Raw genomic sequence first — 22851 nt, forward strand, 5'->3', positions numbered from 1 at the left:
TTAATTAAGCAGAACGGCGGCTGTATGGGTTATTGACGTTTTCCACTGCCGGAGGATTGCGAACCCACCACAGCACATCACTGAGAAGCCAGGCGCAGGAATTACGGCCAAAGTGGCAGCGAGGCGGGAATTTGCCTTCGTTCTCCAACTTCCAGCGGGTTGTACGGGATAAACTGGTAATGTCCTGGCATTCACGCTCACGAATACGCTTGTCGTAGATATGGCCAGATTCAGCAAGGATAGCGCGGCGCTGCTCTGGTGTGGGTGGGGTATATTGATTAGTCATATTGCTCTCACTGTTTTACTGTTTTTCCGTGAAAGCTATTCTTTATGTTTTGCAACCCACTTGGTAGGGAAGTTAGGCTAACTGAGGGGGAAGTTAGCCTAACTCGGGGGTCACTTAGAAACTGATTGAGCTTTACCTAATAAGTCGGTAATGGTGTCTATTGCTAATGGTGGCACTCCATTCTCCCAGAATTTGTGAGCATGTTCATTTATTGCCTCCGCCCATTTCGTATTGTTATTACATAAATTCGGGTGGTTAACCTTCATATAAACAGCTGCCATCAGCACAGATTCTCTTTTTTTAGAATGATACTCTGTCAGATGCGGTCTCTTGTTATCTTTTTTAATATTACTAATAATTTCTTCCCCACATATGAATGAAAGGTTTTCCTTAGTGACACAGAGATGGTTACTTTTTATTTCCGCGTGATTACTTTCAAAGTGAGCATAAAAATCAATACTTTCATCTAATCCAGTTGGATAAATCGAACCTATGGTTTTTGTCGTTGCATAACCAAAGCATTCAAACATTTCAGCGCCCCCCATATTTAAGTCCCATACGCCACCAATAGTGGCAGCTAAACAACCATTGTACTCTGAACTTATTGAGACGTCGTATATTGTTGAAAGGTTTGTAATCATTATCTCATCAATCATTTGCTTTTCTTCTATTCTCTCAAGATTGATGTCGCTTAAAACATTTAATGTCATATCCCCATGAACTGATATCCTTGCGCCGACAAGAAAAGGCATCATCATGCTAATTGTTAGATTTCCTCTCGCAGCAAAATGGAATAAATCTTGAATGTCACAACCTAATCTTTCTGCAACTTTATTTAAAGGGTAGTAATCCCTTTCTGGTAATGAAATTTTATTTTCATTATTCATTTTTCACCAGCCTTTAAAATAACAACGTTTTCATGATTACCCGCCAGCACTTCCAGCCGGTCTATCCACTTGTTTAGCGCGTCCAGTTTCTCCGGTAGGTACTGGCTGCGGTTGTAGACGGCCATAACGCCGCCTAGGGTATGCCCTAGCAACAACTCAACAATATGCGGAGGGACACCCAGATCATTCATGCCGGTTGAGAAGGTGCGACGGAGGTCATGCAAGCGCCAGTGTTCGGAATGGCCCAGCCTTTCACAGACTCGACCACCTGTAGAGCTAACGGCGGTATTCTCTTTGAACTCACCAAGCAAATACCCGGAGTTTTTATTAACCTCTTTGAGTCGTTTAATTCTAGGTAATATTCTTTCGGGAATTGGCCTTATTATCTTCTCACCCGTTTTGCTGTGTTTTTCTGGAACCGTCCACAGCATTGCGTTTAAGTCCCATTCGTTCATGCCAGACAATCTAACTTCAACGGTTCGAGCACCAAAGACCACCAGCAGGTAGAACAATTCCTGATAATAAGGTGAGAAGAAATCACTATTCAGAGCCACCAGCAGATCGGTTAATTCGCGATTAGTTAAAACTCTTTTTCGCTTATTATGCTTTACACCAATATCTTGCGCTGATAATCCGTCAAGGGCGTTACAAACGGCATAGCGACGAATACGGCAGAATTTAAACGCCTGCTGTGACATTTGCAGGATCATGCCCGCAACGCTTGGCGCTTTCTTCTTTGTACGGGCAAGGCATTTTAGCCAATAGTGGGTTTCACAATCAGATAGGGCCATATCCCCGATATGGGGGTAAACGTGGATCTCGAACCTTTCTCTATATCGAACGGCGTTAACAAGATTGCCGTCAACATATTCAGTTAGCCAATATTCCAGGGCATCTTTAACGGTGACGGGCTTCAGTGTGGTTTCGCGGTCTAATTTGAGCATCCGTTGCGGATCGCGGCCCTCGGCCAGCCAGCGGCGGCACTGGTCACGCATTTCACGCGCTTTTGCCAAAGTGAGATCAGGATACTTGCCCAGCGTGGCGAGAATAGCCTCAGTCTCACGGCCACCAAGGCGGTACTTGTACAGCCAGGTGATAGCCCCCGCTTTGGTGATGCGTACCATCAACCCACCACCGTCCGATATCTTGGTGAGCTTCTCAGCGCGAACGCCAAGCAGTGACTTTAATTTTCTATCTGTCAGCCGATTGATCGAGGTTGCCATGATTGGGTTTCATCTCGCTTTTTGTTACCCCACGGATTACCTCACAGTGTTGCACATAACTACAGAAACCACAAAAAACACTGAAACAATATACAGGTATATTTTAAGGTTAACTTATTGAAATATAATGAATGAGTTAAAAATGGCTATAACACAAAAACACAATATGCATACCGTGGCGGTAACTTAACATTTGTATTTATCCGATTGAATTTAAAATACTATTATCGAAAGCATTTATTCTGGCAGGCTGATGAATCTAGATGTGAAAAGCCCGGGCAAACCAGGCTTATGGTTATGCGACTTTCTGTGCCTGCATTGTGGCATATTTTTGGTCTACCTGGATATCGAAGTCAGTAAACAGTGCCACAGGTTTCACGCTGCGCCCGGTTTTTTCCAGCCTAACAAAGCCATGTGAGCTAAGTGTTTTCAGGGTAACCGACAGGTTGCTGACTTTTCGTCCTGAGAGCTCGGCTAACTCCGTTAGCGTTTCCGGTTTCTGTTCATCCATCATGCGTAGCAGCGAAATATTCTCGTTGCTTAGCACCTGCGCTAAAGCAATCATGGAGGTAAACCAGACCTTTGGCTCATTAGGTTCAGGTTTGTATTCACCTTTGGCGATCGCCAGCGTTCTTTTGCGAATGAGTTCTTCTGGCATTACACCGATCAGTGCTTTCATTGTGCTAACCTCTCTTTTCTCTTTCCGCGATGACTTCATCCATCTTCTCAAAGAAATCCTGAATCAGTTGGGACGCGGAGGTAAACTCGTAAGGGTATCCCTTATCACTGGGGGTTCTATGAATATGGTCATACACCAATCGGCCCGCATGTTTGCCTTTTTTCGGTGGCTTGATGGCATGGGCATTATCCATACCAAATACCCTCGTATTGTGCTTATCATGCACCGTAAGGCTGTATCGAATGCCATGTGGAATAAAACTATTGGGTTTAACCCGCCATGCTTCAACTTTCCACCAGTAACCATCTTCTCGGTTGACTTTTTGCCCATGTAATTCAAGTGGATACTCTAAACTAGAATCATGTTGCATATCGCTTCCTTGTGATACTTATGATCTAATCATAACTATATACTGCTTAAAGTTCAAACCATAAAAGACCCTATGCCCCCTAATGGCACTTTCCCTCAATCGCCGCCATTGATTTTCCTGCCATTTGGCACCATGTTAGTAAGACATTCGTATTTACTCGGCCTGATGTCCGCATCCGGCCCACAACGCCAATCAGGACTGCCCTTATGACCAATCCGTTGCTGACCCCGTTTTCCCTGCCGCCATTTTCGGCGATTCGCCCTGAAGATATCGTGCCTGCGGTGCAATCCGCGCTGGCTGACTGCCGTGCTGCGGTGGAGCGCGTGGTCGCTCAGCCGGGGCCGTTTACCTGGGAAAACCTGTGTCAGCCGCTGGCAGAGTCTGACGATCGTCTGTCACGCATCTGGTCGCCGGTTGGCCATTTGAACGCGGTGAAAAACAGCCCAGAGCTGCGCGAAGCCTACGAGCAGGCGCTGCCGCTGCTGTCTGAATACGGTACCTGGGTGGGCCAGCACGAAGGTTTGTATCAGGCCTATCGCAGCCTGAAAGAGAGCGCAGGCTTCGCTCAACTGACTACGCCACAGCGTAAATCGGTGGAAAACGCGCTGCGTGATTTTGAACTGTCGGGCATTGGCCTGCCGGTAGAGAAACAAAAACGCTACGGTGAGATCGTTGCGCGCCTTTCTGAATTGGGCTCCACCTACAGCAACAACGTGCTCGATGCCACCATGGGCTGGAGCAAGCTGATTACCGACGTTAATGAACTGAGTGGCCTGCCGGAAAGCGCGTTGGCGCAAGCGCAGGCGATGGCCCAGGCCAAAGAGCAGGAAGGCTGGCTGCTGACGCTGGATATGCCGAGCTATCTGCCGGTCATGACCTATGCCGACAGCCAGGCGCTGCGCGAAGAGATGTACCGCGCCTTTGCTACTCGCGCTTCCGATCAGGGGCCGAACGCCGGTAAATGGGATAACAGCGCAGTGATGGCAGAAACGCTGGCGCTGCGCCATGAACTGGCGGAGCTGTTGGGTTTTGCCAGCTATGCCGATAAATCCCTCGCCACCAAAATGGCAGAAAACCCAGAACAGGTGCTGGGTTTCCTGAACGACTTGGCCAAGCGTGCGCGTCCGCAGGCGGAGCAGGAACTGGCGCAGTTGCGTGCGTTCGCCAAGCAGCATTACGGTGTGGACGAACTTGAGGCCTGGGACATCACCTATTACGGTGAAAAACAGAAGCAACATCTGTTCTCGATCAGCGACGAACAACTGCGCCCATACTTCCCAGAACAGCGCGTCGTCGAAGGGCTGTTCGAAGTGGTGAAACGTATTTATGGCATTACCGCCAAAGAGCGTAAAGATGTGGATACTTGGCATCCGGAAGTGCGCTTCTTCGATTTGTTCGACGCTAACGGTGAACTGCGCGGCAGCTTCTATCTGGATCTGTACGCCCGTGAGAACAAACGCGGCGGGGCGTGGATGGACGACTGCGTCGGCAGCCTGCGCAAGGCGAATGGCGAGCTGCAAAAGCCGGTGGCTTATCTCACCTGCAACTTTAACCGCCCGCTGGGTGATAAACCGGCGCTGTTTACCCATAACGAAGTTACCACCCTGTTCCACGAGTTTGGCCACGGCCTGCACCATATGCTGACGCAGATCGATACCGCCGGTGTGGCTGGTATCAGCGGTGTGCCGTGGGATGCGGTCGAGCTGCCTAGCCAGTTTATGGAAAACTGGTGCTGGGAGCCGGAAGCGCTGGCGTTTATCTCTGGTCATTTCGAGACCGGCGAGCCGCTGCCAAAAGCCTTGCTGGATAAGATGCTGGAAGCAAAAAATTATCAGGCGGCGCTGTTTATCCTGCGCCAGTTGGAGTTCGGCCTGTTCGATTTCCGTATGCATGCAGAATACAGCCCTTCGAGCGGCGCGCAGATCCTGCCAACGCTGTTTGACGTGAAGAAAACCGTGGCGGTCGTGCCTTCGCCAAGCTGGGGCCGTTTCCCCCATGCGTTCAGCCACATCTTTGCCGGTGGCTACGCGGCGGGTTACTACAGCTATCTGTGGGCAGAAGTGCTGTCGGCAGATGCTTACTCACGCTTTGAAGAAGAAGGGATTTTCAACGCACAAACCGGTAAATCCTTCTTGGATAACATCTTGTCGCGCGGCGGTTCTGAAGAACCAATGGAACTGTTCAAACGCTTCCGTGGCCGCGAACCAAAGCTGGATGCTATGCTGCGCCATTACGGTATTAAAGGATAACTCGCCACGTGAGCGTGTTTTTATTGTGTGAAGCAGGCGCCGATCCCGGCGCCTTGTCTATTCTGGCGGAGCGCTGGCAGCTGACTTCCGACGACGATGCGCTGGTGGCGCTGGTATTGACGCCGGAGCGGTTGGAGCTGCGCAAGCGCGATGAGCCGAAACTTGGCGCGATCTACGTTGATTTTGTCGCAGGCCCGATGGCGCACCGGCGGCGTTTCGGCGGCGGCCGTGGTGAAGCGGTTGCCAAAGCGGTGGGCATTAAGGGCAACTACTTGCCCAGCGTGGTGGATGCTACCGCCGGGCTGGGGCGCGATGCCTTTGTGCTGGCGGCGCTCGGTTGCCAGGTGCGCATGCTGGAGCGCAATCCGGTGGTGGCTGCCTTGTTGGACGACGGTTTGCAGCGTGGCTATCAGGATGCCGAGATCGGCCTGTGGCTGCGCGAACGCATGACGCTGCTGCACGCTTCCAGCCTGACGGCGCTGGCGGATCTCGAGCCGCGCCCGGAAGTGGTGTACCTCGATCCGATGTATCCGCATAAGCAGAAAAGTGCGCTGGTGAAAAAAGAAATGCGGGTGTTTCAGTCGCTGGTGGGCAGTGATGATGATGCAGACGGTTTGCTTGAACCGGCTCGCCGCTTGGCCACCAAGCGCATTGTGGTGAAACGCCCGGACTACGCGCCACCGCTGGCGGATGTTCCCGCTCATGCCGCAACCACCACCAAAAATCACCGTTTCGATATTTATATGCCGCTATAAAGCGGCAGATTATTTGGCCAAGAGATTTTCCCCCTAACCTTTCGTTGGTAGGGGGAAAGTTGCCGGTCAATCATTGAACCCTCTCACACTTCCTAGGCTCTTTCTGCAATGCTGCTGGTAAGTTTGGAATGTGCCTCGCATAATCCCATTTAATTACAATTACCTATGATTAAATCACATTATGAAAAAGACGCTTCTGTCCTTGCTACTTTGCTTGAGCACCTCTGCGATGGCCGCTGAACCGGTAAATATCACCATTCTGGGCACTTCCGATCTGCATGGCACCTTTGTGCCTTGGGATTACTCCACGGATACCGAAAATCTGGCGGGTAGCCTGAGCCAGATCGCGACTCAGGTGCACCAGGTACGTGCCCAGCAGCCGAACGTGATTCTGGTGGATGCTGGTGACACCATCCAGGGCAACTTTGTTGAAACCTTCAAGAATGACCAAACCAGCCCGATGATCCTGGGTTTTAACGCGCTGAATTACGACGTGTGGGTGATGGGCAACCACGAGTTTGATTTTGGTTTGAAAGTGCTGGCAACCCCGATTAGCCAATTTAACGGGGCAGCGCTGGCGGGCAATATTTTCTGGCAAAGCGGCAAGCCTTACCTGCCCGCCTACAAAATCGTTGAACGGCAAGGGGTGAAAATAGGCATTATCGGCATGGATACGCCGATGACCGCCGAGTTTGCCAAAGGGACCGATCGCATTGATGGCCTGAAATTTACCGATCCGGTGCAGGCGGTGAAAAACGTGATCCAGCAGATCCAAGGCCAGGTGGATGCGATCGTGCTGGTAGCGCATATGGGGATCGATAATGAGAACCAGCGGCCAGGCACCGGCGTGGGGGATATTGCGCGCGCCAATCCGGAACTGGCGGCGATCGTGGCCGGGCATATGCACGTCAAAGTGGATAAAGAGCTGATCAATGGCGTGATTGTTACCGAACCGGATAAATATGGCCGTGCGCTATCGCGTATCGATCTGCAATTCGAGCAGCAGAACGGCAAGTATGTGCTGATCAATAAAGACAGCTACACCTATCCGATCACAGGAATGGCGTCCGACAAAAAGCTGGAAGAGATCTATCAGCCGTTCCATACCGTTCTGCGCGCCAATGCTAACCGGCCGATTGCGCAACTGACGGGGCAGGATCTGGTGCCAGCGGATGCGGTGAAGGGCATCCCGCAGGTACATATTCAGGATACCGGCATCAGCGCGCTGTATCAGGAAGCCGCTCGCTACTATGCACCGCAGGCGCAGGTGATCGCGTTACAGATCGATAACGATCGGCCAAAGCTGAACGTGGGTACTATTACCGCCAAAGATATCGCTTTTAACTATCAATATGCTGGGGGTGAAATCACCGTTTACCAACTTACCGGCAAAGAGTTGAAAAAGTATATGGAGTGGTCCGCAGATTACTTCAATCAACAGCATGACGGTGATGTGACCTACAGTTTTAACCCCCAGCGCCGCGCCTCCAAATATTCCACCAACGACTTCTTTGACGGCGTGACCTATACCATCGATCTGCGTAAACCGGTTGGGCAACGGATCACCGATCTGAAACTGAACGACGGCACCCCTGTAACCGACAGCATGCCGATTCGCCTGGGGATGAACAGCTATCGTATGGGCCACCTGACGCAGAAAGACGGCGTATTGGCAGGTATGCAGTTCCCGGTGCTTTCAGATACCAAGGCCGAATATGGCGAAGAGGCGGGCACGATCCGTAATCTCACTATCCGTTATCTGACCGAGGTGAAGCAGGGCCAATATCAGGGCAAAGCGATGCAGCGCTGGAAACTGGTCGGGTTGGAAGGTTATGAACGTGAGCGCAAGATCGTCGAAAAACTGCTGAACGACGGCAAAATCAGCATACCCACTACTGACGATGGTCGTTACAGCAATGTGGCTTCCATCAACGTGAAGGAACTGTTGTTCAGCGATTCGCAGGCGATGCGGCAGCAGATTGCGGTATTGGAGCAACAGGCGCAGGCGGCGACCGATCCGGTGCTCAAACAGCGGTTGCACGATCGGTTAGTGATTATTGAGGCGATTAACTGAGGTTGGCTCAGCAGAGAAGGGAATCAATCAGGCAAAATTAATGCCGGCTGGAGCACCGGCATTAAATAGATCACTCTGAGCAGGGATTAGAGCACGCCCTGAGCCAGCATCGCGTCAGCAATTTTAACGAACCCGGCAATATTGGCACCGTGAACGTAATGCGTTTGCTTGCTTTCGCCGCCGTATTCGACGCAGGCCTGATGGATATCCGCCATGATATGGCGCAGGCGAACATCCACTTTTTCGGCTTTCCAGTTAATGCGCGCGGCATTCTGCGCCATTTCCAACCCGGAAGTGGCCACGCCACCGGCATTGGCTGCTTTGCCCGGTGCGAACAGCACGCCCGCTTCGAGGAAGGCATCGGTAGCCTGAATGGTGGTTGGCATATTGGCGCCTTCTGCTACGGCTTTTACCCCGTTGCGGATCAGCGTTTTTGCCGCGTCCAGATCCAGTTCGTTCTGGGTGGCGCAAGGCAGAGCGATATCCACCGGCACGTTCCACGGTTGCTGGCCTGCCAGATAGGTCAAGCCACGCTCACGAGCGTAATCTTCTACGCGACCATAACGCTGGTTCTTGATTTCTGCCAGGTGAGCCAGTTTCTCGGTGGTGAAGCCCGCTTCGTCCACCACGGTGCCGCCGGAATCGGAAACGGTGATCACGCGAGCGTCCAGTTCCAACGCTTTCTCAATGGTGTATTGCGCCACGTTACCGGAGCCGGATACCGCTACGCGCATGCCTTCAAAACCCAGGCCGTGGCGTTGCAGCATTGAATCGGTAAAGTAAACCAGGCCGTAACCGGTTGCTTCCGGGCGAATCAGGCTGCCGCCGAACGACAGGCCTTTGCCGGTAAACACGCAAGAGGTGTTGTTGGACAGTTTCTTCATCATGCCAGCCATAAAGCCGACTTCGCGGCCGCCTACGCCGATATCCCCAGCAGGCACATCGGTGTCTGGGCCCAGGTGGCGATAAAGCTCGGTCATCAGCGCTTGACAGAAGCACATGATTTCTCTCTGGCTTTTGCCCTTCGGATCAAAGTCTGAACCGCCTTTACCACCGCCCATTGGCAGCGTGGTCAGGGCGTTCTTGAAGGTTTGCTCAAAGCCGAGGAACTTCAGAATAGAGGTGTTGACCGACGGGTGGAAACGCATGCCGCCTTTATACGGGCCGATGGCCGAGTTGAACTGGATGCGGTAAGCACGGTTTACCTGCACCTGCCCACGATCGTCCACCCAGCTGACGCGGAACTGAATAATGCGCTCAGGCTCTACCAGGCGCTCTAACAATGCGTGATCACGGTAATGTGGGTTGCGTTCGATGAAGGGCCACAATGAGGTGAAAACTTCACGTACTGCCTGCAAATATTCCGGTTGATGCGAGTTATGGCGCTTTAGCGAGGTTAGAAACGATTCCAGTGATACAGCTTGTTCCATGAATAAACTCCTTTTAGCATTTGGGTTCCCCTGTTTTTATAGATGTAGCTCACAGTTGGGGAGGATGTTGTGTCTATATCGACTATATCACCGGGGGGAGGCTGAATAACAAGTAATAAATAAGGGTTATACAACGAAAAACGCCCGCATTAGGCGGGCGCTGGCAAGCGGGGTTAGCAAATACTTACTTTTCTTCTTCGTCACGCAGCGGCACAATCAGCATGTCGATGTGTACGGTGTTGATCAACTGGCGTGCAGAAGACATCAGCTTGCTCCAGAAATCCTGGTGGTGGCCGCACAGCACCAGATCCACGTCATATTTCTTGATGGCATCGACCAGCACCTGTGCCAGATCGCCGCTGCCGCTCAGGGTTTCGCTGATCGGATAGCCCGCATTTTGCGACAGTTCGGTCAACGCCTGGTGAGTTTCTTCGGAGATACGTTTCTGCATATCGCCGAGATTGACATCGATCAGGCCGGTATACAGATCAGAATAGTTAACATCAACGTGGATCAGGGAGACTTTGGCATTGTAAGGTCGCGCCATGGATACCGCTTTTTCTACCAGAATTTTGCTTTCCGGTGATAGGTCAACCGCGATCAGAATGTGTTTGTAAGCCATGAGAATACTCCTTCCAGATAATGCCGATTAAAGGGTTGGCAGGCATTCAGTGTTCCAGCTTGGCGCTTGCGCCTTACCTGCATAGTACCATTCAGATAACACAGTGATATGTATGTGCGATCACACTGCATTGCATCAATATACCCGTCATACTTCAAGTTGCAGATGCGTTATTTAGGGTATCAACCTTACTGACGTCTACCTCTTTAGTTTTACACTGATGTAACAAAAAATCCTATTGTTTATGTGGTTATCTACCGTTTTACCCGTTGAGTTATCAGCGTTCTTGAGTAAAGAGGAGTTTACATTCTCCTCCGCATGGTGGTTACGGTTATGATTTATAACCAAGCGGTAGATGACAAATTTAGCCATTGCGTTAAATTTTATACAGGATTCAAGTCAGTTTGCATTTCAGTGTCCTACAATAGTGAATATGGGCTTCACCCTATCCCCTCTGAGCCGCAAGGTGCTTCATACGCACTTTGCGTATCGATGCCCCGTCGGCCAGAGGTTGTGATAATGCGTGGCCATTTAAAGGTGCTAGGAGGATGGGAGCCACAGGCTCCGGCAGCATTGGGTAGAGTTAGGGCCGTTGGCCCGGCGGTTGGCCGGGATCGCAACGCCCTTGAGGGGGCAATCATGATGAGTACCGTCGCGCTATTTTGGGCTTTGTGTGTGGTATGTGTGATTAATATGGCTCGTTATTACTCTTCTCTGCGTGCGCTGCTGGTGGTTTTACGCGGCTGCGACCCGTTGCTGTATCAATACGTCGATGGCGGGGGGTTTTTTACTTCGCACGGCCAACCGAGTAAACAGATACGCCTGGTGCGCTATATCTTTGCGCAACGTTATTGCGAGCATCACGATCCAGAGTTTATCCGCCGTTGCCAGCGTGTGCGCGGTCAGTTTCTGCTGACGACAGAGTTGTGCGGGTTGGTGCTTCTTAGCCTGCTAGCCATGGCGATCTGGTATTAGATGCTTGATTTATTAGCATAAAGAAAGGCGGCCTGGGCCGCCTTTCTTACGTCATGCCTGATGCTTAAATCAGCTTCAGAGCCAGCCAGTACAGGCCACCGGAAAGCAGAATCGACACCGGCAGGGTCAGTATCCAAGCCAGCGCGATGTTCTTCACGGTTTTACTCTGTACGCCGCCGCCATCCACAAGCATAGTCCCGGCAACCGCCGAAGAAAGCACCTGGGTGGTGGAAACGGGCATACCGGTGTAACTGGCCACGCCAATCGACAGTGCGGCAGTCATCTGAGCCGACACGCCCTGTGCATAGGTCATGCCTTTCTTACCGATTTTTTCACCGATAGTGGTGGCAACGCGTCGCCAGCCCACCATGGTACCGAGGGACAGCGCCAAGGCTACCGCAACGATAATCCACATCGGCGCATACTCAACGGTTGCCAGCAGGTCTGAACGCAGGTTCTTCAGGAAACGCTGGTCGTCCGCAGAGGTTTCCGGCAGCTTGGCCACTTTGCCAGCCGTATCCGTTACGCACATCAGCAGGCGGCGCAGATGGCTGCGTTGTTCCACCGTCAGTTGATCGTAGCTTTGCAGATTGTTCAGCAGCTCGAGGGAACGCTCTACGGCGATCATGGCGCGTGAACTGTCGCAATGGAACTCAGCCGGTTGGTTAGGCGTCTGAGACGCTTCCTCCGGCGTAGGGACTCGCGGAGTCTGGGCGATCACATGGGAAAGGGAATCCCCATGCTGCTGATAGAATTGCTGTAGGTGAGCGACGGCATCACGCGTACGGGTGATGTCATAACCGGTGGCACTCATATTGAGTACAAAACCGGCCGGAGCAACGCCGATCAGCACCAGCATGATCAGACCGATACCTTTCTGACCGTCGTTGGCACCGTGCGAGAAACTCACACCGATAGCCGACAGGATCAGGGCAATACGCGTCCAGAACGGCGGCTTACGTTTGCCGTCGACCTTCTCACGCTCTGCCGGGGTCATATGGATGCGCTGGCGTTTTTTGGTCTTGCTCCAATAACGGCGCAGCACAAACACCATCAGCCCGGCAATAATCAACCCAATCAGCGGGGAGAAGATTAATGACAGGAAGATGCTGATCATTTTCGGCACGTTCAGCGCGTCAACTACCGATGTGCTGGTAACGAGCGCGTTGGTTAACCCGACCCCAATGATGGAGCCAATCAGCGTGTGCGAACTGGACGCCGGTATCCCAAGATACCAGGTACCGAGGTTCCAGATGATTGCCGCCAACAACATGGAGAAGACCATGGCTAACCCGTGTGTTGAACTGACGTTCAACAACAGATCGGTGGGTAGCAAATGAACAATGGCGTAGGCAACACTCAGGCCGCCGAGCATGACGCCAAGGAAATTGAACACGCCCGCCATCACGACCGCAACTTGCGAGCGCATAGCACGGGTATAAATTACAGTAGCAACCGCATTGGCCGTATCGTGAAAGCCGTTGATGGCTTCATAGAACAATACAAACATCAATGCGAGGATTAACATCAGGCCGGTATGGAAATCCAGGCCAGTGAACAAATGTAGCATAAGCGTTACGCCAGGTTGGTGGACATGAACGCCGCGCATTATCTGTGACAACCGGTGTCGGGGAAAAGGAAAATATGACGTTTTTTTGATTTCAATGTGACAAAAGAACGTTAGCGGCCTGACTAATCGAATAACTATCAGCATATTACCGATATTTACGCCTGCTAACATTTTCTTACGGTAGCGTTGGTGGTCTGATGCCTTTACAATCCTCCGCCGCAGATTTAACGGTTGCAGGCAGCGAAACGGCGTAAAATAGCGCGCTTTTACCGCGATGGTGATTTTTTTGCTCAGAGAGGCTCAGGTGGAACAGTTTGATGTCGTAGTGATAGGTGCGGGTGCCGCGGGGATGTTTTGTGCTGCGCAGGCTGGGCTTCTCGGCTGCCGGGTGCTGCTGCTCGACAACGGCAAAAAACCGGGCCGCAAGATCCTGATGTCCGGCGGTGGGCGCTGTAATTTTACCAATCTGTATACCGAACCGGCGGCTTATCTCTCGAACAACCCACATTTCTGTAAATCTGCGCTGGCGCGTTATACCCAGTGGGACTTTATCGATCTGATTAATCGCCACGGCATTGCTTACCACGAAAAAACGCTGGGGCAGTTGTTCTGCGATGAGTCGGCGCAACAGGTGGTTGATCTGCTGGTGAAGGAGTGCGAACTCGGCCAGGTGACGATGCGTTTGCGCAGCGAAGTGCTGAGCGTAGAAAAAACCGACGGTGGGTTCGAGCTGGCGCTGAATGGTGAAAAAGTGAGTGCTCGCTCACTTGTTGTCGCCTGCGGTGGGCTTTCAATGCCGGGCTTGGGGGCATCGCCCTTCGGTTACAAGCTGGCGGAGCAGTTTGGCCTGAAAGTCTTGCCCACCCGTGCCGCATTGGTGCCGTTTACCCTGCACAAACCGTTGTTAGAGCAATCCCAGACGCTTTCCGGCGTTTCGGTGCCTGCGGTGGTCACAGCGGAAAATGGCACCAGCTTCCGCGAAAGCATTCTGTTTACCCATCGCGGCCTTTCTGGCCCAGCGGTTTTGCAGATTTCTAGCTATTGGCAACCGGGTGAGTTTGTGAGTATTAACTTACTGCCTACGCTAGACCTGATGGGCTTTCTGAATGAGCAGCGGCAGGCCCATCCTAACCAAAGCCTGAAAAACACCCTGGCGCTGCACCTGCCAAAACGCCTGGTTGAGTTTTTGCAAACGCTGGGGCAACTGCCGGAAGCGACATTGAAACAGCTCACCCCAGCCCAGCAGGCCACATTGGTCGAGAGCCTGCAAAACTGGCGGGTACAGCCGAACGGCACCGAAGGCTATCGCACCGCAGAAGTGACATTGGGCGGCGTGGATACCAAAGCGCTTTCTTCCAAAACCATGGAGGCGAACAGCGTGCCGGGCCTGTACTTTATCGGCGAAGTGGTAGATGTGACAGGGTGGTTAGGGGGATATAACTTCCAGTGGGCCTGGAGTTCCGCCTGGGCCTGCGCGCAGGCGGTGGCCGCTGTTTTGGCGAAGTAACACTGCCAATCGGCTCTTTCGCCCCGAAGCGCCGAGTAACAAAGCTTACAGATAGGCAAATTGTACCGATTAGCGGGTTACTGGGCATGTGCCGTGTTTCTCTGGCGGCGTATATTCCTGAAGAATAACAGGAGCACTCCCCCCAATAATTGCCGTAAAAAATGAGAACACCGTTAAGGTTATCCCACTATTTTGCAGTGAGCAGAACTCAGCACGGTATGTGTTTTATTTATCGGTGATAGCAAAATCATATAGGGGTAATTCAAGTAAAAGCTATAAATTCATCTATAATCTATTTTGTGCAGGTAAATATTTAATAAATCAACCCCTTACAATATCAGTTTAATATCAACTGCTAGATTCACCGCACTTCAAGTGACATATGCGTCAGTTTTCCTGCCGTTCGAGTTATTTATTTAATAGGATTTTTTGGAAGGGTTGGACCCCAGCCATATGTCTGTAAACGATATTTCAGTAGCAAATTGCATTTAATGCTGATGAATTGAATCGTCTGCGGCCATGTCGGTAATACTTAATGTATTTTAATGGGTAATCAAATATGCGTATTAACAAACCATTACTGGCGATAGTCGGCGGACTCGTATTTTTCTCAGGAATGAGTTATGCACAAGAAACGCACCCCGGCGTGATGAAAACCATCAAGATCACCGCGAATATCAGTGACAGTATTTTTGTTTCACGGCCAGACGGCGGTGGATGGTACGGCACGGTAAGCCTGGCGGCCACGGACGGTACGCAGAAATCGTTCGCGGCCGATATCCCGGTTCAAGTGTGGACCAGCACGCCAGGTGTTGATGTCTCTCTGGTTCACCCTCTTGATCTCACTCGCACTGATGCGGCCTACAAAATGGAACAGGTTAACGTTAAGTTTGGTGATGCTGGTGCAGGCAAAGACCTCAACGCTGGCAATGGCTCTCAGACGTTTGTTCAGAAGATAAGAGTAGGCAACGGCTACCAAAGCGTCTATCACTTGAAAATCAAAGCCAATTCTCCCACCACCGCCGATCGGGGGGCCACGCAAGGCCTTTATATGGGTGACCTGGTTATGTTATTCGAGATCCCGTCCAGCGCTATCTGAAGTGATTAGAGTTCAGGCTCTGAATTACCACTGTGCTTAATAACGGTGGCCGCTTAGGTAGCCACCGTTATTTTATGCGTGCAGTTACCCTAACCTTATCTGGCTCAGCAAGACTTTATGCAACTCGCTGCTCTTGTTGACGTTGAGCTTGCGCATGGCTGAGCGTTTGTGGGAACTGATGGTTTTCTGGCTGCGTTGCAGCATGTCGGCGATGGTTGAGGCGGACATGCCAGTGCTCATCAGTTTGAGTATTTGCTTTTCGCAGGCGCTCAACGCCGCGAGACGGCATTTCTGGCATTTATGCAGGCTGCTGGCGTGCATTACCGTCCAGGGGTGATGGCAGAAACGTTCCAGTACCAGTTGCAGCTTCTGGTGCACCAGCGAAACCGAGTCTTGCCGGGTGATACTGAACGGTGCCGGGTGTTTTGCTGAACAGTACGTCTCTGGGGTGTCGACAATCATTACCGTTATTTGCCGATGACGGGGTGTACGATGCGCGCTTTTATAGCAACTGGCACAGCCCAGGCTGTCTTCCTGAGAACGGAAAATAATCTCCATGTTGTTCAGGGCATCGAGCTCCACCGGCATCAACTGTGGGGAACGGCGATAACGCTCGTTCAGGGAATGAACATAATCCTGCAATACATACCGTAGCCCCTGCTGATAGAAGTTATCGCTGTCGAACAGAGTGAATTGAATATTAAGCATCATTCTTCCTTAAAGCGTATGTCTTCCGGAAACAGCCGCCGGGCTTTCAGTCATAAAGCAATGGCTCGTTGCGGCTGCTGTAATAATCGGCTAGCTAATATCTTTATTGGTAAGCCAGTACAAAATTGGCGACGGAGCTGAATTCACCTTCGGTAATAGTTCTATTATTGATAGCGGACGGATGCCCCTGAACATAAGCAGAAAACGACAGGGTGGTGGCTCCGGTTTGTAAGACGCTCGCCTCCGTCGGCTGGTTTAAATTAATCCCTGCCCCTTTGCTGTCGAATAAGGCAATGGCTACACCCTGGGTGCCATGATTAATGGCCAACTTACCCGGCAGAATAGGGTCTTCCGTACCACTGAAGGTGACAGTCACTGCATTGAATACGGTGGTTTTACAGTCGGTTAATTTAATGTTGAACGGCACCGGTGGTGTGTGCTGATAGCGATACAGGGTCTTGATAATGACTGTGCCCATCTCCACCCGCTGATCGACCGATTGCGGTGCAATATTGCAGGGGCGATTAACCACGGTGCCGAAAAAATCAATTTCTTTATTATCGGCCCTAGATTGCGTGCAAAAGAAACTCAGAACGCTGCAAAGTGTTGTCAGGAGTATTGATATCTTCATCTTTGCTCCTAGATATAGTTAATCAGCAGGATCAGGGTCTTTTTAAAATCGCCTTCCTGGCCTTCGCCCGACGCCTGCAATGATGCGGTATAGGATTTCTGCACTACGTCCTTACCATTCATATCGGCAAAACTGTCAAATTGATTATATTTAATCCATTTTGGGTTCGAGTTGTCGTAAATACGCATGGTCGAGCCGTTATCCATATTCAAGCCGGTCAGATCCACCAGTGAACCGTTTTTCACCATAAAGTTGGCGTTCAGGCTGAAATTGTCGCTGCAACCGTTTTTGCGGATGACAACGGTGAAGTCTTTGCTGGCCACCGTACCTGCGCCAGCCTGCCAGGATGGGATCTCACCAAAGTCCACCCCTTCCGGCGTGGTCAGTTCAACCGACGCGGAGCATTGGATCACCTGGATTTTATCCAGCCCGGTCAGGGTGAAGCGGTAGTTTTTTCCTGGCTTATTGTTGATGCCGAGAACTCCGTCGAGTTGGAATACCGAGATCTGACTGGCACCGCCGGGAACAATGTCTCCGGTTTTTTGCAGATAGACCTGATAGCGGACATTGCCCAACTGTGGCCTGTTTGGGTAGCGGAACATATCGGTCTGCGCTTTGGTATTCAGGATCCCCAGGTCGACGCCGTTATAAATGACCCCCATGGAAACACCGGCAGCGATTTGCGTGTTGGCGGGATTAGGATAGAAATAAACCCATTCTCCCTCCGGTACGCTGCTATACCCCCAGCACACTACGCTGCGGTTCATTGGTTGTGAGGTCCACAGCCTGCTGCCAATCTCCAGCGTGGCTGGGATTTTCAGTTGGCCAATGTCTTCCGATTCTTCAGTAATGCCGTTTTCGGTGTTCAAGTGGCATTCCAGCGCCTGCGCGCTGAAAGAGGCACTCAGGCAGGCCAGCAGGGTGAGCGTTTTACCCGTCAATAATCTAGGCATGAAGCGCTTCGCTACACGGCCGTTGGTGAATTTTTCCATACCGTTGCTCCCTATTTTTTGGCGTCTGGCGCGGCGTGGCAGAGATTGCCGTTACACACGAAGCGCAGCTCCGGGTGGCCACCGTAGTCATTGATATAGGTCACGACAAAGCTGCTGAAGTTAGTGTCACGTAGTGTCACCGTTTCGCTGGATTTGGGGGCCAACATCAGTGCCTGGAAGTCGTCTATCGTGCCGCCCCCCTGTTTCTGGCTATTGCGCGTCATGCCTGCAAGGGTGATGTAAAACGGCGTCGGGTTTTCAATCGTCATCCCGCTGCCATTTCTGCGGAACACCAGTTTCTCCTGCCAGATCTGGCCTTTGGGGGCCACAATCGCCTTTGGCCGGTAGAACAGTTTGATCTGGGTCTGCAAGGCCAACTGCATCACGTTGGTTTTGCTGCTTTTGGGTGGGATTTCGCGCAGGTTGAAATAGAACAGCGATTCCCGATCCTGCGGCAAACGATCGGCCCCTGCCGTTTTGGTCACCCGCACCACACTACGTTCATCGGCTTCTACCCGCTGCAACGGCGGCAGCACGACCAGCGGTGCGGTGATTTTCTGGTGTTGCTCATCCTCCAACCACGACTGGGCCAGGAATGGCAGTTCTTTGTTTTCATTAATAATGTTAAGGCTGATGGAGTTCGCATCGCTGATATAAATCGCCCTGGTACGATCCAGCGCTATCGCTGCGTGAGCGGCAGGGGTGGCGGTCACCAGCATCAGGCTGGCCGAGGCCATGGTGACTAACAGTTTGTTATTCATACTGATCAATTCTCATTGGAGCCCACGTCAGCAGGCTCTGTGTGATGGATTAAAGTTTCGTGCACGGCAGCAGCAGTTGATCCAGCGGCTTGGCGGTACTTGGAATCGCGATGCGGCATTGACGCTGGCCTTCCCAAGCCACATCTAGCTGTTCCTCCGGCTGTATGCCGGTCAGGAACACCGAACCTTCGTCGCTCACCACCGCCATTTCACGGCCTTGCTGATTGAGGATCGTGGCACCAAACGGCGGTTCGCTGCCGTCCGCCAGCTTGATTACCGCCAGCAACTTGCTGCCTTTCACCACCTCAAAGCGGCGATAGCCAATCGCGCCTTCGGTCAGCGTGCCCTGTACCACGGCGCGGGTGGCTTCGACGTCGTCTGCCAGTTGGTTGACGTCAATCCGCGTATCGGTGTTGTAGTAGCTGGTGATATCGGAAATCACCGCCAGGCCCAAACCGTTGCTGTAGGCGCGGCCGTTGTTGATCGGCACCCCGGCAACGCCGCCGGTATCCAGCATCATCCGGCTACCGCCGTTGCTGGCGTTCTGGTGCGCGGCAACACCGTGTTGAGTGGCGGTGATCCCGCTGCGGAAGGTTCCGCCCACCGAGGAGTAGTTATCCTGCTGATAAGAGACGTTGGCGTTGAGCGATCCGTAAGGGGCGTCGTAGGTGTAAAACCCACGCGCCAAGGGTTTGCCATCCTGATTGACGCCGCTGCTGACCTGCCAGGTCTGGTTCGGGTTGGTGTAATCGGTATAAGAGGCGGTTTGAGTGACGTCGCTGTTGTTGGTTTGCAGCGAGTAGCCCACGCGGCGGCGATCGCCAATCGGCAGGGTAAAGCTCAGCATAATGCTGTCATCAGTTTTGCCGAGGTAGGTGGTACGGAACGCCGCCAGGGAGGCAGTGATATTATTGATATCGGCCATGTTGAACATTTTACTGGCGGAAAGCCCATAGCGGTTCTGCGCCCGCGCATCCCAATAGGTCTGGTGCGAATAGCTCAGATAGGCCGTGATGGCTTTGACGCTGTCCTGTGCCATAAAGGTTTTGCTGGCGGTGAGGGTATACAGCTCTTTTTCCCGCCCGCTGTAGCGATCGTCGTAGTCGTTGTAGCGCGCCTGCAGGTACTGCGCCATGCTCATAAACTTGCGTTGCGAGAAGCGGTAACCGGCGAAGGTGATTTGGCTGTTGTACTCATCAAACCGCTTGGCGTAGTTAACCTGGAACGACATGCCAGACGTCGTTGGCTCATCCGGCAGACGAGCGAAGGACTGCGTCACATCCACCGACATCGCACCAAAGGCGTTCAGATCGCGGCCCAGGCCCAGCGCCCAGGCGTTATAGTTCCCGGCCAGAAGGGCACCGCCATACAGTGACCAGGCGTTGGTGATCCCCCAAGAGAAATCATTGGCAGAAAAAAGCGGCCCTTGCAGACTATGGTTGTAAGTCGAAGGCCGACCCAGCGCGGTGTTGTAGCGCACATAGCCGGGGCGCGTCAGATAGGGGATGGTGGCGGTGTCGACCTGAAAGGTGGAGACGCTGCCGTCCTGCTCTTCCACCCGCACGTCCAGCCTGCCGCGTACCGAACTGTTGAGATCCTGGATCACAAACGGCCCGGCGGGCACCGTGGTTTGATACAGCGTGCGGCCTTCCTGCAAGACGGTGACCTTGGCGTTGCTTCTGGCGATCCCCCGCACTTCCGGCGCATAGCCTTGCAGGCTGGGCGGCAGCATGCGTTCGTCGCTGGCCAGATTGACCCCGGTGAAGCGGAACGAGTCGAACACGTTGGAGTCGAGGAAGATTTCACCGACGGTCAGCTTGGCGGCCTGCATTGGCAGAGCGCGATAGGCATAGATCTGGTTCCAGTCGAAATTGCTGTTGTGCTGGTCGTCTTGTTGGCTGGCGTTGGCCTGATAATCGGCCCGCAACCGCCAGGAACTCAGGTTGGCCCCTAACGTGCCGTAGCTGCTGAAGTTTTGCGACGTGGTGCCGTTGTGGCTCTGTCTGCCGAGCTGGCCGCTGACGCTGTAGTCCAGCAACAGGCCGGGGATGCCGTCGTCCCACTGTTCCGGTGGCGTCCAGTTCGGATCGGAATATTTCATCCAGGCCTGTGGAATGGTGATCGCCAGCACACCGTCATTGATGCGGTTGGAAACGGCGGCACCTTGAATGGCGCTGATATCGGCGCACTGATTGTCGTGCCACAGCCTGACCTTGTTGGTGACATCGGCTTTCAGCGCCATCTTTTCAATCAGATCCGGCGGCAGGCAGGCCTGGCTCTTCCGGTCTGATATTGCCAGATACTGAATGCTGCGCTGCGGCAATGTCTTCTGATTGATCTTGATATCCAGCAGATAAGTGCCGGGCATCACGTAATTGGCGTCAGAGAAACGTGATAAATCCACTTTGCTGCGATCGCCGACATCCAGCACGTCGGTATTGAACTCCGTGTCGGCAAACACCGGATGTCCACAGAGGAAAGAGAGCATGACGATGGTTTGTGTTTTTTTCCTGGTCATTAATGACGTCATAGAATAATCACTCATGGCAAATCCGCGCCTTACAACAGGTCATCCGTACGATCTGGATATGTGAATTATTATTGTTATTCAGTGTATTAAGCTGGCACTGGCAGAAAATAAAGCTAAAGATAAGACAGGGTGAATTTCACCAGAGAATTGAATTCGCCAGCGTGCGCAGAGTCGGGGTGGAGCTTTAACTGCGCGCTGAAGTTCAGCACATTGCGATCGTCAAGCAGCAGATAATCCGCCGTGCTGTTGCCCAATGGCAGCCTGTTACCGGCTCCGGTGAGCAATTCAATAGCAACCCCTTTGGCTTCCCCGCTAATGGCCAATAACTCGGGTTCTTCTTCGTCTGCCACCCCGTCAAAAGTGACGTTCATCGTGCGGTAGCCAAAACCGGGTTTGGTCGAACTTGCCAAGAGGCAATTCACCAGTTTGATGTGAAAATCACGGCGGCTACTGATGAGCAAGGGCTGTGAACCCGGTGTGGCGTTGATCATCGACGCCAGGCCAAAATCAATGGTTTGATCCAGACTGTCGCTAGCGATACCGCAAGGGGCTTCCACGATCTCGCCCCCCAGATGGACCCTGCCAGAGTCTTGGTTTTCTGCTGCTGATACACTGAAGACGCTGAGCGTAGCAAGCAGTGCGCCCAAGAACCGGGTTGTCATGTTGGCCTCTCCCTGTTGCGGCTTGTTCCTTCACTCATTGCCAGCGAGCATCAAGTGTGGGGATGCCCGGCAGGCATCCCCAGGGGCATTACTGATAAGCCAGCGTGAAGTTCGCCACGCTGGTGAAATCACCAGGCTCTACCTCGCCAGCGGCGGTGCTGCCTTGCAGATAAGCGGCAAATTGCAGGGTGTTATCACCGGTCAGCAGGGCGATGGCATCGGTTGGTGTGCCGTTCAGGTTTACTTTCTTGCCCGCGCCGTCGATCAACTGGATACCGGCACCGTTTGCCGTACCTGCCAGCCCGAGCAACTCGCTGTTACCTTCAGCGGTTTGGCCAGTGAAAGCCACTTTCACGCTTTTCTTGACGGCGATATCACAATCTTTCAACAGAATGCTGAACTTCTCAGACTGGGATTTGCCCTGGTTAGCCAGCACACGGCTGCTGATCTGGCCCATTTTGACCGTCTGATCGACGGATTCCGGCGCGACGCTGCAAGGTGCATCAATAATGTCACCGGTGAAGGTTACGGTACCGCTGCCCTGGTTAGATGCGGCCTGGGCAACAGATGCCGTAGAGAAAGCAATCACGGTTGCCAGCATTAATTTATTCAGTTTCATTTCTCAATTTCCTGTAGAGAGGTATACCCAATGGATTTCAAATGCAGATAGGCAGCCAACACCCCTGCATCTTGAAAGACGATAGGTATATTTAAATAAAAAGAAGAACACATCTAAATCACCTGTATCAGCCACAACGTCATGTCATGGCTGCTACAGTCGGAGCCAATTCCTTTAGCTCGGGCAATACACCACCTTGCGCAACCAAATGTAAACTCCGCA

General features: G+C 52.3%; 21 protein-coding genes. 6 read left to right on the plus strand and 15 right to left on the minus strand.

Annotated features, from left to right (window positions below; genetic code table 11):
- Positions 1 to 4 precede the first annotated feature (4 nt).
- The 5 genes from ACX9GT_RS01095 to ACX9GT_RS01115 form a co-directional block, all read right to left on the minus strand.
- A complete protein-coding gene (locus ACX9GT_RS01095) occupies positions 5 to 286 on the minus strand; it encodes a helix-turn-helix transcriptional regulator (RefSeq protein ID WP_473189449.1) in 282 nt (93 codons plus the stop codon).
- 110 nt (positions 287 to 396) lie between these two features.
- Positions 397 to 1173, minus strand: coding sequence for a hypothetical protein (locus tag ACX9GT_RS01100; protein WP_473189450.1), 777 nt, complete (start codon positions 1171 to 1173; stop codon positions 397 to 399).
- Positions 1170 to 2396 carry a tyrosine-type recombinase/integrase gene (locus ACX9GT_RS01105; protein ID WP_473189451.1) on the minus strand — a complete coding sequence of 409 codons (1227 nt, stop codon included), beginning with the start codon at positions 2394 to 2396 and terminating at the stop codon, positions 1170 to 1172. The genes ACX9GT_RS01100 and ACX9GT_RS01105 overlap by 4 nt, the downstream gene beginning before the upstream one ends.
- Before the next feature lie 295 nt (positions 2397 to 2691).
- Positions 2692 to 3075, minus strand: coding sequence for an HVO_A0114 family putative DNA-binding protein (locus ACX9GT_RS01110; RefSeq protein ID WP_473189452.1), 384 nt, complete (start codon positions 3073 to 3075; stop codon positions 2692 to 2694).
- A gap of 4 nt (positions 3076 to 3079) precedes the next feature.
- A complete protein-coding gene (locus ACX9GT_RS01115) occupies positions 3080 to 3445 on the minus strand; it encodes a toxin-antitoxin system TumE family protein (protein ID WP_473189453.1) in 366 nt (121 codons plus the stop codon).
- Positions 3446 to 3651: 206 nt separating this feature from the next.
- On the opposite strand from ACX9GT_RS01115, the gene prlC reads away from it, so the two are divergent.
- The 3 genes from prlC (at position 3652) to ACX9GT_RS01130 (ending at position 8523) form a co-directional block, all read left to right on the plus strand.
- Positions 3652 to 5694 (plus strand): oligopeptidase A, encoded by a 2043-nt coding sequence (prlC, locus tag ACX9GT_RS01120; RefSeq protein ID WP_473189454.1) that lies wholly within the window; start codon positions 3652 to 3654, stop codon positions 5692 to 5694.
- 8 nt (positions 5695 to 5702) lie between these two features.
- Positions 5703 to 6449 carry a 16S rRNA (guanine(1516)-N(2))-methyltransferase RsmJ gene (gene rsmJ / locus ACX9GT_RS01125; RefSeq protein ID WP_473189455.1) on the plus strand — a complete coding sequence of 249 codons (747 nt, stop codon included), beginning with the start codon at positions 5703 to 5705 and terminating at the stop codon, positions 6447 to 6449.
- Positions 6450 to 6630: 181 nt separating this feature from the next.
- Positions 6631 to 8523 (plus strand): 5'-nucleotidase C-terminal domain-containing protein, encoded by a 1893-nt coding sequence (locus tag ACX9GT_RS01130; RefSeq protein WP_473189456.1) that lies wholly within the window; start codon positions 6631 to 6633, stop codon positions 8521 to 8523.
- An 86-nt stretch (positions 8524 to 8609) separates the two neighbouring features.
- Here the strand turns inward: ACX9GT_RS01130 and gdhA are convergent, their stop codons facing one another.
- Complete coding sequence (gdhA, locus tag ACX9GT_RS01135) at positions 8610 to 9953, minus strand: NADP-specific glutamate dehydrogenase (protein WP_473189457.1); 1344 nt, start codon at positions 9951 to 9953, stop codon at positions 8610 to 8612.
- 184 nt (positions 9954 to 10137) lie between these two features.
- Positions 10138 to 10575 carry a universal stress protein UspA gene (uspA, locus tag ACX9GT_RS01140; protein WP_459400469.1) on the minus strand — a complete coding sequence of 146 codons (438 nt, stop codon included), beginning with the start codon at positions 10573 to 10575 and terminating at the stop codon, positions 10138 to 10140.
- A 639-nt stretch (positions 10576 to 11214) separates the two neighbouring features.
- Here uspA and uspB point away from each other — a divergent pair.
- Positions 11215 to 11550, plus strand: coding sequence for a universal stress protein UspB (uspB, locus tag ACX9GT_RS01145; RefSeq protein ID WP_459402892.1), 336 nt, complete (start codon positions 11215 to 11217; stop codon positions 11548 to 11550).
- A gap of 64 nt (positions 11551 to 11614) precedes the next feature.
- On the opposite strand, the gene pitA is transcribed toward uspB, so the two are convergent.
- Positions 11615 to 13120 carry an inorganic phosphate transporter PitA gene (gene pitA, locus ACX9GT_RS01150; protein WP_473189458.1) on the minus strand — a complete coding sequence of 502 codons (1506 nt, stop codon included), beginning with the start codon at positions 13118 to 13120 and terminating at the stop codon, positions 11615 to 11617.
- A gap of 304 nt (positions 13121 to 13424) precedes the next feature.
- Here pitA and ACX9GT_RS01155 point away from each other — a divergent pair, with 304 nt between their 5' ends.
- Complete coding sequence (locus tag ACX9GT_RS01155; protein WP_473189459.1) at positions 13425 to 14627, plus strand: BaiN/RdsA family NAD(P)/FAD-dependent oxidoreductase; 1203 nt, start codon at positions 13425 to 13427, stop codon at positions 14625 to 14627.
- Between the two features lie 559 nt (positions 14628 to 15186).
- The gene (locus ACX9GT_RS01160; protein ID WP_473189460.1) at positions 15187 to 15726 is read left to right on the plus strand and encodes a CS1 type fimbrial major subunit; all 540 of its coding nucleotides are present in this window, start codon (positions 15187 to 15189) and stop codon (positions 15724 to 15726) included.
- Between the two features lie 84 nt (positions 15727 to 15810).
- Here ACX9GT_RS01160 and ACX9GT_RS01165 read toward each other — a convergent pair whose 3' ends face one another.
- The 7 genes from ACX9GT_RS01165 to ACX9GT_RS01195 all read right to left on the minus strand — a co-directional run bounded on the left by ACX9GT_RS01165 (position 15811) and on the right by ACX9GT_RS01195 (position 22629).
- Entirely contained in the window at positions 15811 to 16434 is a 624-nt protein-coding gene (locus ACX9GT_RS01165; protein WP_473189461.1) for a helix-turn-helix transcriptional regulator, read from the minus strand.
- Between the two features lie 103 nt (positions 16435 to 16537).
- The gene (locus tag ACX9GT_RS01170) at positions 16538 to 17065 is read right to left on the minus strand and encodes a fimbrial protein (RefSeq protein ID WP_473189462.1); all 528 of its coding nucleotides are present in this window, start codon (positions 17063 to 17065) and stop codon (positions 16538 to 16540) included.
- An 8-nt stretch (positions 17066 to 17073) separates the two neighbouring features.
- Positions 17074 to 18057: a fimbrial protein gene (locus tag ACX9GT_RS01175; RefSeq protein ID WP_473189463.1), complete on the minus strand. Its 984-nt coding sequence runs from the start codon at positions 18055 to 18057 to the stop codon at positions 17074 to 17076.
- Between the two features lie 11 nt (positions 18058 to 18068).
- On the minus strand, positions 18069 to 18794 hold the full coding sequence (locus tag ACX9GT_RS01180; protein ID WP_473191478.1) for a fimbrial biogenesis chaperone: 726 nt from the start codon (positions 18792 to 18794) through the stop codon (positions 18069 to 18071).
- A 73-nt stretch (positions 18795 to 18867) separates the two neighbouring features.
- Complete coding sequence (locus tag ACX9GT_RS01185; RefSeq protein ID WP_473189464.1) at positions 18868 to 21363, minus strand: fimbria/pilus outer membrane usher protein; 2496 nt, start codon at positions 21361 to 21363, stop codon at positions 18868 to 18870.
- Positions 21364 to 21461: 98 nt separating this feature from the next.
- Positions 21462 to 22010, minus strand: coding sequence for a fimbrial protein (locus ACX9GT_RS01190; protein ID WP_473189465.1), 549 nt, complete (start codon positions 22008 to 22010; stop codon positions 21462 to 21464).
- 88 nt (positions 22011 to 22098) lie between these two features.
- Complete coding sequence (locus ACX9GT_RS01195) at positions 22099 to 22629, minus strand: fimbrial protein (protein WP_473189466.1); 531 nt, start codon at positions 22627 to 22629, stop codon at positions 22099 to 22101.
- Positions 22630 to 22851: the final 222 nt, after the last annotated feature.

The sequence above is a fragment of the Serratia sp. YWN4 genome (assembly GCF_055790845.1).

What these genes read in the sequence shown, in the direction of transcription:
- ACX9GT_RS01095 (WP_473189449.1), bottom strand. Translation starts at nt 286, where the DNA reads ATGACTAATCAATATACCCCACCCACACCAGAGCAGCGCCGCGCTATC.
- ACX9GT_RS01100 (WP_473189450.1), bottom strand. Translation starts at nt 1,173, where the DNA reads ATGAATAATGAAAATAAAATTTCATTACCAGAAAGGGATTACTACCCT.
- ACX9GT_RS01105 (WP_473189451.1), bottom strand. Translation starts at nt 2,396, where the DNA reads ATGGCAACCTCGATCAATCGGCTGACAGATAGAAAATTAAAGTCACTG.
- ACX9GT_RS01110 (WP_473189452.1), bottom strand. Translation starts at nt 3,075, where the DNA reads ATGAAAGCACTGATCGGTGTAATGCCAGAAGAACTCATTCGCAAAAGA.
- ACX9GT_RS01115 (WP_473189453.1), bottom strand. Translation starts at nt 3,445, where the DNA reads ATGCAACATGATTCTAGTTTAGAGTATCCACTTGAATTACATGGGCAA.
- prlC (WP_473189454.1), top strand. Translation starts at nt 3,652, where the DNA reads ATGACCAATCCGTTGCTGACCCCGTTTTCCCTGCCGCCATTTTCGGCG.
- ACX9GT_RS01130 (WP_473189456.1), top strand. Translation starts at nt 6,631, where the DNA reads ATGAAAAAGACGCTTCTGTCCTTGCTACTTTGCTTGAGCACCTCTGCG.
- gdhA (WP_473189457.1), bottom strand. Translation starts at nt 9,953, where the DNA reads ATGGAACAAGCTGTATCACTGGAATCGTTTCTAACCTCGCTAAAGCGC.
- uspA (WP_459400469.1), bottom strand. Translation starts at nt 10,575, where the DNA reads ATGGCTTACAAACACATTCTGATCGCGGTTGACCTATCACCGGAAAGC.
- uspB (WP_459402892.1), top strand. Translation starts at nt 11,215, where the DNA reads ATGATGAGTACCGTCGCGCTATTTTGGGCTTTGTGTGTGGTATGTGTG.
- pitA (WP_473189458.1), bottom strand. Translation starts at nt 13,120, where the DNA reads ATGCTACATTTGTTCACTGGCCTGGATTTCCATACCGGCCTGATGTTA.
- ACX9GT_RS01160 (WP_473189460.1), top strand. Translation starts at nt 15,187, where the DNA reads ATGCGTATTAACAAACCATTACTGGCGATAGTCGGCGGACTCGTATTT.
- ACX9GT_RS01165 (WP_473189461.1), bottom strand. Translation starts at nt 16,434, where the DNA reads ATGCTTAATATTCAATTCACTCTGTTCGACAGCGATAACTTCTATCAG.
- ACX9GT_RS01170 (WP_473189462.1), bottom strand. Translation starts at nt 17,065, where the DNA reads ATGAAGATATCAATACTCCTGACAACACTTTGCAGCGTTCTGAGTTTC.
- ACX9GT_RS01175 (WP_473189463.1), bottom strand. Translation starts at nt 18,057, where the DNA reads ATGGAAAAATTCACCAACGGCCGTGTAGCGAAGCGCTTCATGCCTAGA.
- ACX9GT_RS01180 (WP_473191478.1), bottom strand. Translation starts at nt 18,794, where the DNA reads ATGGCCTCGGCCAGCCTGATGCTGGTGACCGCCACCCCTGCCGCTCAC.
- ACX9GT_RS01185 (WP_473189464.1), bottom strand. Translation starts at nt 21,363, where the DNA reads ATGAGTGATTATTCTATGACGTCATTAATGACCAGGAAAAAAACACAA.
- ACX9GT_RS01190 (WP_473189465.1), bottom strand. Translation starts at nt 22,010, where the DNA reads ATGACAACCCGGTTCTTGGGCGCACTGCTTGCTACGCTCAGCGTCTTC.
- ACX9GT_RS01195 (WP_473189466.1), bottom strand. Translation starts at nt 22,629, where the DNA reads ATGAAACTGAATAAATTAATGCTGGCAACCGTGATTGCTTTCTCTACG.